The sequence below is a fragment of the Paenibacillus sp. FSL W8-0439 genome, assembly GCF_038008995.1.
In the GTDB taxonomy this organism is placed as follows: domain Bacteria; phylum Bacillota; class Bacilli; order Paenibacillales; family Paenibacillaceae; genus Paenibacillus; species Paenibacillus polymyxa.
In genome coordinates this window covers 4,170,940-4,185,109 of the sequence record NZ_JBBPAK010000001.1, presented here as the reverse complement: position 1 = coordinate 4,185,109, position 14,170 = coordinate 4,170,940, and the positions used below count along the sequence as shown (strand labels likewise).

Here is a 14,170-nt window from a genome sequence, read left to right as displayed (position 1 = left end):
GATGTCCAACAAGTATTCAGTTCGTAAGCGCTCACATCGAAAATGGGTTGCTGGGTTGACCCTGCTGCTGTCATTCATGCTAGTGCTGTCCGGTTGTGGTGTTGGTAAGGATGGTCAAGGCGGTTCCAGTGGAGCAGGGGGCAAGGTTACGCTCAAAATGATGCACCTGTGGCCAGAGGGAAGCTCGGCACAGCAAAGCAAGCTTGTAACTCAGATTATAGATCAATACCAAAAGGATCATCCGAATGTCGTCATTCAGCAGGAAGTGCTGGAAAATGAACAATACAAAAACAAACTCAAAGTGCTATCAGCTTCCAATGAATTGCCCGATATTGGTATCACCTGGGCGGCGGGCTTCATGGAGCCTTACGTTAAAGGCGGATTATTTACGCCGATGGATGACCTGCTGCAAGGTTCCAAGCTGAAGGACAAATTCGTACCGGGAACGACCGATGCCTATGCGCTGGATGGCAAAACGTATGCGCTTCCGATCGAATTGAACATAACACCCATTTATTACAACAAAGCCATATTCCAAAAATACAACTTGAAGGTACCTGCGACATTTGATGAATTTAAGCAGGTGGTGAAAACACTCGTAGATCATGGAGTTGCACCGATTGCATTGGGCAATAAAGATCGCTGGACGGGTTCGCTTTGGTACATGTATCTGGCAGACCGTATAGCAGGTAGCGAAACGCTGAAAAAAGCAATTGACGGCTCAGGATCGTTCGATGACCCTGGTTTAATACAGGCGGCCTCCGAAATTCAGACGCTGGTGGATATGAATGCCTTTAACAAAGGATTTAACGGCTTGTCCAATGATGAAGGAAAATCCGAGTTTATGAACGACAAAGCGGCGATGTATTTGATGGCTACCTGGGAGTTGCCGAATTTTACGACTAATCCTGATATCCCGCAAGCGTTTAAAGATCAAATCGGCTTCTTTAAATTCCCGATGGTTGCAGGCGGCAAGGGCGACGAGAACAGTTGGGTAGGAGGTCCGGGAGTAGGCTTGTTCGTTTCGGAAAATTCCAAAGTGAAAGAAGAAGCCAAAGCATTCGTTGAATACTTCGTAGAAAAATGGGGAGAGCAATCGGTCACACAGGCAGGCGTTATTCCAGCGACAAAAGTGGATACCTCCAAAGAAAAATTGCCCAAGCTGTATGTCGATCTGCTGAATGGACTGAACGAAGCCAGCAACATTACATTATTCGCTGATGTTCAGATGAAGCCGAATGCGGCACAGGTGCATTTGAATATGATTCAGGCGTTGTTTGGTAAAGCGGTGACACCGCAGCAATTTGCCGACCAGCATAAGGCTGCCATTGAGAAAGGAAATTGAAATTGACCACCTAAGGAGGTCTGACCGTGGATAAGGTCATGTCCAATAAGATCGTCATTGCTCTCTATGTGCTGCCTTCACTGCTGTTGTTATTCGCCGTGATTTATGTGCCCATCGTACTGACCGGCTATTACGGTCTGAATCAGTGGAATGGAATCGGCGCTATGACTTTCGTAGGACTGGACAACTATCAACATTTGTTCACAGACGCGGCGTTTTGGCAAAGTGCCTGGCATTCACTGCTGCTGGCCTTGTTTTCAGGTATCAGTCTGATCGGTTATCTGGTCGTTGCGATGATTTTGTCAGGAAAAATCAAGGGAGCGAACCTGCTGCGGAAAATTTATCTGATTCCCATGCTGCTGTCTTCTGTAGCGATCGCTCAATTGTGGCTCAAAATGTATCATCCGACCAACGGAGTGCTGAATTCCTTGCTGGCGTCAGTCGGAGTTCACAACCCACCCGAGTGGTTAGCTAATCCGTCTCTGGTGCTGCTTGCCTTGTTCATTCCGATTATTTGGCAATATGCAGGCTTTTATATCCTGATCTATTATGCCGGACTGAAAAACATTCCCGAAACGCTGATGGAGGCTGCCCGCATCGACGGAGCCAGTGCCTGGCAGATTGCGACTCGTATCAAATTGCCTCTGCTGCGCGAGGTAATTAACGTGACGATCATATTGTCCATTGTCGGCTCGCTCAAATATTTTGACCTGATCTACGTCATGACGGACGGTGGGCCAAACGGAGCCAGTGAAGTGATGGCTTCGTACATGTACCACCAGGCGTTCCGCAGCTTCGATTTCGGATATGGTAGCGCTACAGCCTTTGCTTTGCTGCTCATCTGTCTGGTTGCTACGTGGGTGATTCGCAAGGTGACCGCTACTAGTGACACCATCCAGTATTCATAGGACATTCATGTAATTAGATCATGGGTAACAAAGGACAGGAAGAGGGAGGAACGGATATGAAAACCCAGGCAGCCGCCAACTATCCGCTTGGAGTCGCTACCCGCGGCAAAATGTTAACTCGGGTCGGTTATGCCGCTTTGTATATACTTTTGATCATCTTGGCGGTGACACAGCTTTTACCACTGGTATGGCTGATGCTTTTCTCGCTTAAAAATAATCAGGAAGTGTTTAACCTTCCACCGTTTGCATTTCCGTCCCAGCCGCATTGGGAAAACTATATGAATGTGTGGACCAGCGGCAATATCGGGCGGTATTTCTTCAATAGTGTGTGGATTACGGTCATATCTGTGGCGCTGACCGTGCTGCTCGCCAGCTTTGTTACATTTGCCATTACACGGATGCGTTGGAAAGGAAGCCAACTGGTCCTCGGGCTCTTTATGGTCGGACTCATGATTCCGGTCCATTCGACCTTGATCCCGCTATTCAGTATGTTTCTCAAACTGCACTTAACAGACACTTCAGTATCCATCATCCTGTCGTATGTCGCTTTTAATCTACCGACCACGATGATGATTTTGCTGGGCTTCTATTACGCCCTGCCCCGTGAAGTGGAAGAAGCGGCCGTTATGGACGGCTGCTCCGTCAACCGGATGTTCTTCCGGATTGTGCTGCCCATGACCACCCCCGTCATGGCAACGACGTCTATTATTAATATGATCTACAACTGGAACGAGTTTATTTTCGTCAATACGTTCATCAGTTCGGACGAAAATAAAACACTGACCGTCGGCGTTCAAAACTTTATCGGACAATATACGACCGACTGGGGAGCGATCGGAGCCACGTTGATGATCAGCATTTTGCCCATTTTGCTCGTGTTCCTCATTATGAGTGACCGGATTGTGGAAGGAATCGCAGCCGGGTCGGTTAAGGGGTAAATCAAATTTCCCCTGATTAGAAGAGCACCCCCTAGTGTAGACATTGGATCAAACCTCTTGGTTTGTCCAATGAATGCTAGAGGGTGCATTTTTGTTGAGTTTAGTTGAGTTGAAGGAAAATGAAGTAGAAAACCCATAATGTTAAGCCTTTTCAGAAAAATTATCCGAATTTATCGACAAACTATTGACATGGCTTATTTGAATCTTTCTAAACTATGATATGGATTCGAAATATTTCCACCAACTTCATCAATTGTTTCTATAATTTCTTTTAAAATTAATTCGTCTATATCCTTATCTTGATTTATTGAATCTTTAATTTTTTGAAAGCAATTTTTTAGTCCGAGGTTTACAGCAATTGAAAGAATGATATCTACATCATCATAAGAGTCAGTATTCCACAACCTGTGAAGCACCTTATCTATACTATTTCTTACTTTGATTTCCAATAATTCGTAGGTCATAACTTGTCTATCTGTTAATTGACTAAGAATTAATAAAAAATCCTTTTTCTCAATTTTACCCGTATCAAATTCATTCAATACGTTTTGAAACATCAACGCTAATGTTTCTGTTGGTAATACATCAGGTAAATTCTCAATTTCTTTAAGATTCATTCTTTTGTTTCGCCTCTAATGGAATATGAACTTCATTTAAAGATTAATGTTAGTCCATGTCCTATCGGTTTTTATAAACTTATTTTTGCCCAACTGTCGAATAGATGCTTCATCTTTTGGTAGAATGTATCCTTTTGTTCACCGGAAAATCTTTGATAAAATCATTTCACCACACTTCGAGAAACCAATCTGACATTACACATCTCCCTCCCGTGGTTGGTGTATATTAACTCTGAGGGGAGGAATGGCAAATCATTTAACCTGTGTAAAAAGGCTTATTCCTACAGTCAAGTTGTAAAGAGCATTGAAAGTTTATCAAGTATTGAACTACTAGTGTTTGATTTATTAGTTGTATTGTATGATTCTGCTCTTGGTTTGTTAAACTACAACAGCTAATTATATTGCGTACTACTCATCAGCAATCCACACAGTTTCGTTTAATCTCCAAGAATCAGACAATAATTTGCAAAGCTCTATAAGCAGTTCCTTTGTCTCCACATTTAATTGCTCTGTTTTTATTTCTTGTAGTTGTTTTAAGGCAATTGCTATATCTGGGATCTGCCATGGTCTTTCCCACCAAGGCTCTTCAACATTGTAGTAATATGCCAGACCTGTCCAACCGCTTTCTTCTGGCTTTATTCCCCTCATTATTTCATCAAAGTAACCATCCCAGATTCTTATTACATACTTATCACCATTAGAGAGATGCCTTATAAATTGTATCTCTCCTTCGCCCTCATAACCTTCATAGTATTTACTATTTATTATTTCCATGACTCCATCTCCTTGTTATGGTGCTGGCCAGTGTCCATTTTCCAACATCTTATTTTGTTCTGCTGTCGCAGTACCATTCTTTCTAGCGTTAATAGCAGTTTGCCATTCATGTCTTGGAGTCCATTGATTATCACCAGTTAAAATATGATACGTCCTCTGCTGTCCAGTAGTATTTCCTGGTGTGGTTCGTTCAATAACCCAAGTATTTCCTTGATTTTGAGGCGCTCCAGGTGTTCGCGTATGCCAACGTCCTTCATACTTGTAATAACCGTCTGACCATTTAAACTGTATCTGCTCATACCCAGTCTTTGACTGTATTTTTACTGATGCAGTAGGAGGAATACTTATTGGGGAAGATTGAGAGAGATTTGAGCGTATTCTCGCTTCTCTATCCTGCGCTTTCCAATCTTCTCGTGTTGTCGTTCTTTCATCGGGTTGCGGCTTATAGCCTCTGTTTTCAAGACCTTGTCCGGTCCCCTCCATTTTAGGAGGTTTCTCCTTGGGTTTGCCTGCTTTTGAAGGCATAACTTCTGATGCATTCTCAATAGGCTCGGACGCATTTTTTGTAGTAATGCTTTTTTGATCTATTCGCTGTTGAATTCTCCTCACATTTACTCTTGCGAGCCTAGCGTTCTCAGATGCCTCTTCTTTGCTCATTTTGGAGAATTCATTTTTAAAGGCTCTACCTTCACCACCTCGACCGTCGAGTGCAAACGGCTCTGCTGTTAGGTTTGCATAGCTCATCCATCGTTGTTCTTCCGGTGTGATGCCCTCTTGATTAGATAGAACCAAAAAATCTCCTGGATAGTTTTGTTTCCAGTCATCGTAGTATTTAAAATCTGGATCTCCATTCGCTACACGAACCACCCCGTCCTCAGCACGGTAGCTTCCTAGCGGAATTTCAGGTCTGCGATCACCTTCTAATGAAGCCCAATAGACATAATCACTATAAATTCTCTCATACTCTTCATCTGTAAGCTCTGGTGGCGCAGCTTCTTTTTTCGCTTTAAGGGCTTTAGCTCTAGCTTCTTTTTCTGCTTTGAGAGCAGCTTCAGCCCTTGCTTTTTCTTGTTCTTTATATTCCCTCAGCATTCTATCTTTAACACTTTTAGGTACCTGTTGATAGGCATGAACCATGGTTTTCGATGTTGTCAACAAGTTTTGGATCAACTCTAATCGGCTGCCGGAATGTACTATTTGACGTGCGCTTGTATACACTTTCCCCAGAATCCATTTGCTATAGTAGGCATGTCTCGCTTGCTCATGTTCATACTCAGTAATTAACCCTTGTAATGCTAGACCAGCCAAGTGTTTCAACGGATGAATGCCGTTCCCCTTACCGCCTCCTCCAACGGTAGGGGTCCCTTTGCTCCGAACTGGGATCGCTGCGGTTGCTCTCAGAATCACACCTCCTGCAGGTCCACTTAGCGCTCCTGCAACAACGCCAGCCACTTTTCCCATCACTGGAATGGAGCCTAATAGCTTGGACACCGTACCCATCAAGGCATTCGCCTGTTTAAGCTCTGCTGGACTGGTGACTTTTGCTTTAGGGGTAGAGGCTTGGCTGCTAGATGAATCCTTGGCTGCTGATTGAGCTGCTTCATAGGCTTTGATGCTCATGAGTGGCGGTTCTGGAACAGGAGGGAGGTCAGCTACGAAAACAGGTGCCTTCACCGTACCTTCCTGATAAATCACCGGAGCTTTGGTATCCGTCTCACCATCCAGTACCATGCTGCTGGCTCCGCCTTTTAAATACAACGCCATTCCAGCTTCGAGAGAAAGTTCCTCGCCTGCACCCAGCTTCACATGACCACCCTGTATCTGCACATTCCCCGGACTGTCGATGGTAATGCCGTTACTTTCATGCAGCGTAATGGAAAATTCACCGGAGGTGGATAGGGTCAGCTCATGCTCAGACATTTCTACGCCGCTACCTTGCACATGTTGCCATACCTTCACATTCGGCTGACCATTGGTGTGGCGTTGTTGTCGCAGTGAATCCGTGACATAGGCATCTTGTTCGCGATGGGTAGGCAAATACAATTCCACCTGTTCCCCGACCTCAGGCATATCGTACCAGCCACTGTGTTCTTCGGCGACATAACGGGTGGCGATGGGAAACCAGCAGGCTTTGGCAGGATCTTGCTTCGGGTCAATGTCTAGTTGAAGCTGTACGAAATCCTGCTGTACCTTCAGTACTGTTCCTGTCAGCGAAATTCCAGTAGCCTGATCATTTTCATAGCGGGCATAGCGGATATCTTGTTCGGATTGAAGATCGTAACAGGTGCGCAGTAAGCCATCCGTTAGTGTGGTCACTGCTCGAACCACGACCAGTTCTTTGCCTTGTCCAATGGGTAACGTGATGAGGTCGCCCAGCGCATAGTATTGTAGGCTTTCGATCATATAGGTGATATACGAGCCAGCACGTTCTCCCGGCTTTTCCGCATCCAGCTCATGAAATGTTTTCCGTACTCGATAAAATACATCCCGCTCGATCTTATGCTGCTTGCCTTCCGGCATTCCGAAGAAAACCTTGGGCGAAGCTGCGGTTACCTCTGGCACAAGTACGGAACCAAAGCGAGAAGCGAGGCGTTTTAAAAACGCCCAATCCGTCTCCTCATATTGTAAAACAAATGTCTCCAATTTGGCATGGTTGCTTACCGTGTCAATGGCATCTCCATACTGATACTTTCGAACCAGCGCAGTGACCAGATCATCATAGGTACGGTGAGTATCTTGATAGGAGCGCCTTTTACGCTTAATATCCATTTGGTATGAATGGGAAGCGGCCTCTAGTTCAAACGTATACAGGCCTCGCACACAGTGTACGGACATACGTGTAACAATCCCATGGAACAGCCTTCTTAGCGATTGTCCCTGATCATTCAACTGACGAATCACAATCGGCTCTTGATCCATATTTTGACCAATACAAGCTGCTCCCTGTTCTTCAGAGAGCAACCCACTGATATGTAAATAGGCATGATCGTTAATGGCACGTGTTATTTGAAGTTGTTCGATGTGTAATGGCTGAAAGGGACCATAAAAGCGTAGGCTTTCATATCCAATCCCATCTAATAATACGCTCAAGTGAGTTCATGACTCCTTTCTAGATGCGATGGGTATTTCCAAGTAAAGCACGTCATCTATGTAATGTATTACGGGGGTTGTTTGGTATTAAGAAACGAGAGGTGATATTTAATAAACAACCCAGCATATGTATTTATCGGTTAAAAGAGAGAGTTAGTTTACAGAATGACCCATTCATTATGGTATTTACTATGTGTAAATCTGGAATTAGAAGATATGAGAGGGAAGTATAAGATGGAAAAAAGCATATAATAGGTGGTAAGAAGAGTACAAAGAGTTATCTATAAAAGATCAGCTTTTAATGAGAGAGGAGGGTTTAGGTTATGCCAAAAAACGATAATATGCTGGCCATTCTATGGATGCTGAATTCGGGTGTAAAAATGACGGCAAAACAAATATCCGAAAAGTTAGAAATAAATATAAGAACAGTTTATCGGTATATTGACGCTCTATGCGCCAGTGGAGTGCCAATAATATCCGACACGGGTCATCATGGCGGGTATAGCTTGCTGAATAATTTTATTAGAGCACCCTTACTATTTGATATGGAGGAAAAAAAGGCACTCCTTCATGCTGCTGTTTTTGCAAAAGAAGCTGGATCTCCTTTAAGTGAGGCATTAAGCAGTGCGACCTCAAAATTGAAAATGTATTCGAATCAAGAGCAAGAAAGTATACTTAGCCGTCATTTAGCCGGATTTGAAGTGATAAATCGCATAGGAGATCCTTCTCTTCAGCCGATATTGGCAGAATTGGAGCAGGCTGTAGCCAACCAATTCTCTGTCGAAATGGATTATCGCACGAGCCATGAAGAACAACCCAAGAATAGAGTGATAGACCCCTATGGAATGGTTTACTGGAACAACAAATGGTATACTATTGCATTTTGTCACCTAAGAAATGAGATCCGTAGCTTTCGGGCAGAACGGATTTTACAGATCAAACGCACTCCAAGCCTATTTAAGCGTCCTGAGGCTTTTTCAGCTCGTGAATTTTTCATGCAAAATCTGTTACCTGATTTAGTGGGCAAGGACGGTTTAATTTCTTTAATGATCGAAGGCAGGTCAGAGGCATTGGATGACTTATGTCTACATTGGTTTTTGGGGCATCATCTGAAAGAGCGAACTGCTAATCAAGCCATCTTTTTGCTTGAGGAAAAATCACTTCATACATATGTCCCTCATTTACTCCTACCCTACGGGAAATCCATTCAGATCATCGAACCACAGAGCTTGAAGGAAAAACTTGTTGCGGTTGCGTCGGAGTTAATGGAATATTATCAACGTTAAAAGCTTCACTGACAGCAGATGTCAGTGAAGCTTTTTTATAATGAGAATAATCATGGATCACTGAGGGTTGGTATCACTTGATAAATTATAAAATAAGGAGAACCTGTGAATGAATAGTACGGTATATCTTTATGTATTTGACACCATGGCAGACTGGGAAATCGGTTACTTAACTGCCGAACTGAACTCAGGAAGATATTATAAAAAGGGGCTGGGCCCATCCAAAATAGTTACTGTGGGAATGGAAAGGACTCCTGTCACTACCATGGGTGGATTGACAATCCTGCCTGACATCACACTGGATGAGGGCAGCATTGAGAGCACGGATGCATTGATTTTACCTGGTGGCAATACATGGACAGAAACCATTCATCAACCGATTTTAAAAATCGCTGAGAGGTGCTTAGAGGAAGGTATATGGGTTGCTGCGATTTGTGGTGCTACCATCGGACTTGCTCAGGCAGGACTGCTGAATTCACGTTCGCATACAAGCAATGATCTGGAATACCTCCAAATGACCTGTCCCACCTACACGGGCGAAAAGTATTACAAAATGGAGTCTGCTGTAACGGATGGAAAACTAATCACTGCATCTGGAACAGCTCCGTTGGAATTCACCGTACACGTTTTGAAAGCTCTGGGTGTGTTTTCTTCTAAAACATTAGAAGCCTGGTATAGTCTAAATAAGACACGTGCATCCAAATATTACTATGAGTTGATGAATTCCATCCAATGAAGGTATGCGCATTAAATTGAACTGTTAAGATCATTTAAAGGAGGAGTTAAAATGACTGAAAGCAGAGAATATGTGGGAGTGTCAGGTAAATATACAAGTAAGGGTATACCCAACGGCTTTACATCTATTACCCCGTTTATTACCGTGAAGAATCCTTCGGAAGCGATAGAGTTTTATAAAACAGTTTTCAATGCGAGGGTTAAGGACATTACTGAATATCCTGATGAGAATGGCAATACAATCATTGTTCATGCGGAATTAGATTTTGGAAATGGTTTTTTGCAGCTGGGAGCAGCGAATCCGACATATCAATTGGTCTTGCCTCCAGATGGAGATAATGCGTGTTATTCTTTCGGAATTTACGTTATGAATGTGGATCAGGTCATTGAAAAGGCGGTAGCAAGAGGAGCGAAAGTAAGGGAACCCGTTACAAACTTTGTTTCAGGGGATCGATTCGCAAGTATATTAGATCCTTGTGGAGTAAGATGGTCTATTATGACCAGGATCGAGGATTTGTCCGAAGAAGAAAGCAGTCGTAGGGTTGCTGAATGGGCCAAAAGCTTTAGTGGAGAATAAATGCATGCGATCACTTTTTGGTAAAACGTATTAATCAGCACATTACATGCCGTTTTCTGCGCCATCGTCACGCGACCTTACAAGAGTGTTAGGCAATTGTCATCTAGATCAATGGTATCAACCTAGCTGCTCCTCTATACTAATCCATTGATAGGATTATTTTTTAAGGGGGAGTTGGCGTGAGGTTTTTTGAAATGCTGCTATTCTTTTCAAGCGCTTGTTTGTTGGCACTCCTGTTCATTACCAATCAACGTATCCGAAGATCAGCTTTGCTCCTGACAAGTGGAGCAAGCTCCATTTTTTTAGTGATACATTTGCTTGTCGAAGGATATAGGATTCAGCTTTTATTTTTATACGGATTAACGATCCTGATACTTTCGCTTTCGCTCATAGACGTTTTCATAACGCCGAAAGTCGTTCGGACTGCCTCGCGAATCCGTAGGATGCTAGGCCGCCTTTTTATCGTGATTGGGCTAATCGTAACAGGGTGCTTCCTCTATGTGTTTCCCGTATTCAACTTTCCGGCGCCAACCGGCGAGTTGAAGGTAGGCACACAAGTCTTTCATTTCATCGATCCAAGCCGTGGGGAGACATTTGGCAAAACTGAGACAGGCAAGAGGGAATTGATGGTTCAGGTCTGGTATCCGACTCAAGCTAGCACCGGCAAGTACGCTCCATTTATTCCCGATCCCGAGATTTTACGTTATATGGCTGAGAACTATGGGCTTCCCGGGTTTACGTTTCAACACCTGAAGTACGTATCCAGTCATGCTTATTCGGGAGCCGAAGTCTCTTCGGCACAGACTTCATACCCGCTGATCCTTGGGAATCCCGGCAACGGCTCTTCTAGGTTTCTCCACACGTCGCAAGCCGAAAATCTCGCGAGTCACGGATATATCGTGGCAGTGATCGACCACACCTACAATACATTTGCAACCGAGTTTCCGGACGGTCGAATCACGACCAGCATAACCGACGACTTATTCTCGCCCGATCATGATTACCGGACGGAAAGCGAAAATCGTGACAAGTTGGGAAAAGTTTTAACCGGTGATGTGGCGTTTACGCTGGACCAATTCGAGCTCATCCAATCGGGGCAGGTTCCAAGTCATCTAAAAGGGAAGATTGATCTCGGTCATGTCGGGGTGTTCGGCCATTCCATCGGCGGAGCGACGGCCTATGACGCTTCTTACGATCCGCGAATCGCGGTTGGAATAGACTTTGATGGAGGGCTTTATCGACTGCGTGACAGAGAGGGACTGCGAAAGCCGTTTTTGTTCATCAACTCGGAAAGCTATTTCGAAAAATTAAAAATGGTGATGGATAACCGGATCTACACGGATGCAGAGCTTAACCGTATGGGATCAACAAGAGAGTGGGAGGATCAAGTAACGGAAGATAAAAAGTTGGAGCTTCAACGGATGCGCGAAACGGTCGACGAAGGGGGACAAGTCCTCTATATCGAAAATACGGAGCATTTGAATTTTACCGACGTACAGTTAATTTCTCCGATTTTTAAAATGCTGGGCATTACAGGACAGATTGCGCCCGAAAGAGCGAACTCCGTTATCAATGCCTATATGCTGGATTTCTTCGATATGTATCTGAAAAATCAAGGCGGAATCTTAATGAAAGGACCGGATAGCCGCTTTCCAGAGGTGAAGTTCGTAACCTCGCTATTATAAATTACGGAACAGGCTGCCGATTTTGACATGCTCCCCTTCAAGTAGACAGGTTTAATAAATAAACCGCTACTTAAGGGGAGTTTTCCTTTGCCTAAGAAGAACGAATACAATGCGATTGAGAAACTAGCCATCATACACATAAAATTTCAAAAATATATTTTGACCTGCTTCAAAGAGTGGACCAAAGAGGGGCGGCGTGCCCCTCTTATTTGTGTGATGTTGAGCATTTTTATTCATTTACAGAAAGTGTAGCATTTCATTTCAAAATTTTTCATCACAAAAGAGCTTTTTTCTCATTCAATGAGCGTGCTATATTCGATAAAAGCTGAATTGTATTCCTGATTTCATGTTCCGTAGTATCTGGGTGAATTGCACAGATTCGGAGAACCGTTTTTCCATTAAGTTGTGTTGTAAACACAGAGGCGTATCCATTGGTCACCATTTCTTTGGAGATCTTTTTATTGAGCGAATCTAATTCTTGCTCAGATAATCCAGCCGGCGCATATCGAAAATTAACAATCGCTAATTGTGCGGGGGATACAATTTCCCAATGATTATGTTTTTTGATTTCATCTTCAGCCCATTCTGCGAGTTGAACTCCATGCTCTATGGCTTCACCGACAGCATCAGTCCCCAAAGCTTGCAGTGTCACCCATAATTTCAAACTTCGAGCAGGCCGCGTTAATTCAGGACCCAGATCCCAATAATTAATATGTTCTTCATTAGTCTCGGCATCTTTCAAATATTCTGGATGTGTGCTGAAGCAGTTTCTGAGCTGTTGATTTTCTTTGGCTAAAACTACGCTACAGGAATAGGTCTGCATTAACCATTTATGTGCATCCCAGGTAATGCTATCTGAACGCGATATCCCGCTCAAAAGAGACTTATATTTCGAAGAAGCCAAAATCGATGCCCCGTAAGCTCCATCCACGTGTAACCAAATATTTTGTTTTTCACATAGGTCAGCAATTTCGTTTAGCGGGTCAATGCTTCCTGTATTGGTTGTGCCTGCCGTGGCAATGATGGCAAAAGGCTTCATGCCAGCTGCCTGATCATCCATTACTTTTTTTTCTAAGGCTGAAACATCCATACGAAAATTTGTATCACTTGGAATCTTTCTGATCTGATCACCACGGAATCCAAGAATGCGTAACCCTTTGGCGACCGATGAATGAGTTTGGTCTGAAACATAAGCAGTTCCAAGGGCATACTCCTGCTCGGATAACTTTGCATTGCGTGCAGCTGCCAAAGCGGTCAAATTGGACAACGATCCGCCGGACAGAAATAAGCCTCCAGCCGTATCGGGATATCCTGCTTGGTCACACATCCACCGGATTACTTCCCCCTCTAGAAGGCTTGCACTCGAACTCAGCATCCAGCTTCCGGCGTGGGTATTATAAGCGCTGGTCATGATATCTCCTAGCCAAGAGTAAAGAGACATTGGACTAGGAACCAATGCGAAAAAGCGAGGGTGTTGCATAAACGTTTGATAAGGATAGACGTTTTTCCTCATTTCATTGACAACTTCTTTTATCGGTCTTCCTTTTTTGGGAAAACCAATTTCCCGTAAATGAGCTATGGTATCCTCATCTGCAGTGTTGATTACTTTTTGAGAGCGGATATTGTTATTTTCTGCCATGTATGAATGTATGAACTGCTCAATAATTTCACCTAATTGCTGATTTGGTTCTTGATTCATCATAAGCATCTCCATCTCCTTTGTTTAACTTCAACCAAAGTATAATATAACATCTGTTGTCATATTGTGATATTCACCGATTTCATCATTATGTTTGTTTTTAGGCTCTTCGCTATTACGCAAAGTAATTCTCAAAGGCAAAGAGGGCTATAAAATCTCCGTTCAGTGCAAATGCAGGAAACGTGATGCTGGGAATGAGATAGTACTCCAGTTCAAGGCTGGTAAGCAGCTATATAGTGCTGTGTTGCTTGGATGGTAACGACGAGTAATTTTACAAGACAGCTAAGGAAACGGGGGAGCTTGTAATATAGGAGGGGGGAGGGGGAAACCTTAGTTATCTGAAAATAATTAAAAAAAGAGAATAAATGTATAGTACTTGTAAATAAAGTGCTCGAAACGCTTTGCCAGATGTTGCAACTGAGCTACTTGAATATTTAAATAATGACTCCAATTAGAGCTCCAAATTCTTTAGGATTTTTATATCCAATGATTCAACTGGGAGAAAAAAATACTGGT

Annotated in this window: 11 protein-coding genes; 7 read left to right on the top strand and 4 right to left on the bottom strand. The window is 43.5% G+C overall.

Going from position 1 to position 14,170, the window contains the following annotated elements; translation table 11 throughout:
* Position 1: 1 nt before the first annotated feature.
* From MKX36_RS17955 to MKX36_RS17945, 3 genes are read left to right on the top strand one after another with little or no spacing between them, the layout of a single operon-like run.
* Positions 2 to 1,345, top strand: a complete 1,344-nt coding sequence (locus MKX36_RS17955) for an extracellular solute-binding protein (RefSeq protein ID WP_045244275.1) — start codon at positions 2 to 4, stop codon at positions 1,343 to 1,345.
* A 26-nt stretch (positions 1,346 to 1,371) separates the two neighbouring features.
* A complete protein-coding gene (locus MKX36_RS17950; RefSeq protein ID WP_290404884.1) occupies positions 1,372 to 2,253 on the top strand; it encodes a carbohydrate ABC transporter permease in 882 nt (293 codons plus the stop codon).
* Positions 2,254 to 2,309: 56 nt separating this feature from the next.
* Positions 2,310 to 3,191 carry a carbohydrate ABC transporter permease gene (locus MKX36_RS17945; protein ID WP_016821887.1) on the top strand — a complete coding sequence of 294 codons (882 nt, stop codon included), beginning with the start codon at positions 2,310 to 2,312 and terminating at the stop codon, positions 3,189 to 3,191.
* A gap of 194 nt (positions 3,192 to 3,385) precedes the next feature.
* Here MKX36_RS17945 and MKX36_RS17940 read toward each other — a convergent pair whose 3' ends face one another.
* From MKX36_RS17940 to MKX36_RS17930, 3 genes are all read right to left on the bottom strand, one after another.
* Complete coding sequence (locus MKX36_RS17940) at positions 3,386 to 3,808, bottom strand: hypothetical protein (protein WP_025365545.1); 423 nt, start codon at positions 3,806 to 3,808, stop codon at positions 3,386 to 3,388.
* 408 nt (positions 3,809 to 4,216) lie between these two features.
* Positions 4,217 to 4,582 carry a hypothetical protein gene (locus MKX36_RS17935; RefSeq protein ID WP_025365544.1) on the bottom strand — a complete coding sequence of 122 codons (366 nt, stop codon included), beginning with the start codon at positions 4,580 to 4,582 and terminating at the stop codon, positions 4,217 to 4,219.
* A gap of 15 nt (positions 4,583 to 4,597) precedes the next feature.
* Positions 4,598 to 7,672, bottom strand: coding sequence for a contractile injection system protein, VgrG/Pvc8 family (locus tag MKX36_RS17930; protein ID WP_340865251.1), 3,075 nt, complete (start codon positions 7,670 to 7,672; stop codon positions 4,598 to 4,600).
* A gap of 323 nt (positions 7,673 to 7,995) precedes the next feature.
* Here MKX36_RS17930 and MKX36_RS17925 point away from each other — a divergent pair, with 323 nt between their 5' ends.
* The 4 genes from MKX36_RS17925 to MKX36_RS17910 all read left to right on the top strand — a co-directional run bounded on the left by MKX36_RS17925 (position 7,996) and on the right by MKX36_RS17910 (position 11,955).
* Complete coding sequence (locus MKX36_RS17925) at positions 7,996 to 8,958, top strand: helix-turn-helix transcriptional regulator (RefSeq protein ID WP_340865250.1); 963 nt, start codon at positions 7,996 to 7,998, stop codon at positions 8,956 to 8,958.
* A 109-nt stretch (positions 8,959 to 9,067) separates the two neighbouring features.
* On the top strand, positions 9,068 to 9,694 hold the full coding sequence (locus MKX36_RS17920) for a type 1 glutamine amidotransferase family protein (RefSeq protein WP_340865249.1): 627 nt from the start codon (positions 9,068 to 9,070) through the stop codon (positions 9,692 to 9,694).
* 51 nt (positions 9,695 to 9,745) lie between these two features.
* Positions 9,746 to 10,270 carry a VOC family protein gene (locus MKX36_RS17915; RefSeq protein WP_019688236.1) on the top strand — a complete coding sequence of 175 codons (525 nt, stop codon included), beginning with the start codon at positions 9,746 to 9,748 and terminating at the stop codon, positions 10,268 to 10,270.
* Positions 10,271 to 10,449: 179 nt separating this feature from the next.
* On the top strand, positions 10,450 to 11,955 hold the full coding sequence (locus MKX36_RS17910) for an alpha/beta hydrolase family protein (protein WP_340865247.1): 1,506 nt from the start codon (positions 10,450 to 10,452) through the stop codon (positions 11,953 to 11,955).
* 274 nt (positions 11,956 to 12,229) lie between these two features.
* Here the strand turns inward: MKX36_RS17910 and MKX36_RS17905 are convergent, their stop codons facing one another.
* Positions 12,230 to 13,657 (bottom strand): pyridoxal phosphate-dependent decarboxylase family protein, encoded by a 1,428-nt coding sequence (locus tag MKX36_RS17905; protein ID WP_340865246.1) that lies wholly within the window; start codon positions 13,655 to 13,657, stop codon positions 12,230 to 12,232.
* Positions 13,658 to 14,170: the final 513 nt, after the last annotated feature.

Excerpts from the sequence above, each read along its gene's own strand:
- MKX36_RS17955 (WP_045244275.1), top strand. The coding sequence starts at position 2 with ATGTCCAACAAGTATTCAGTTCGTAAGCGCTCACATCGAAAATGGGTT.
- MKX36_RS17945 (WP_016821887.1), top strand. The coding sequence starts at position 2,310 with ATGAAAACCCAGGCAGCCGCCAACTATCCGCTTGGAGTCGCTACCCGC.
- MKX36_RS17940 (WP_025365545.1), bottom strand. The coding sequence starts at position 3,808 with ATGAATCTTAAAGAAATTGAGAATTTACCTGATGTATTACCAACAGAA.
- MKX36_RS17935 (WP_025365544.1), bottom strand. The coding sequence starts at position 4,582 with ATGGAAATAATAAATAGTAAATACTATGAAGGTTATGAGGGCGAAGGA.
- MKX36_RS17925 (WP_340865250.1), top strand. The coding sequence starts at position 7,996 with ATGCCAAAAAACGATAATATGCTGGCCATTCTATGGATGCTGAATTCG.
- MKX36_RS17920 (WP_340865249.1), top strand. The coding sequence starts at position 9,068 with ATGAATAGTACGGTATATCTTTATGTATTTGACACCATGGCAGACTGG.
- MKX36_RS17915 (WP_019688236.1), top strand. The coding sequence starts at position 9,746 with ATGACTGAAAGCAGAGAATATGTGGGAGTGTCAGGTAAATATACAAGT.
- MKX36_RS17905 (WP_340865246.1), bottom strand. The coding sequence starts at position 13,657 with ATGATGAATCAAGAACCAAATCAGCAATTAGGTGAAATTATTGAGCAG.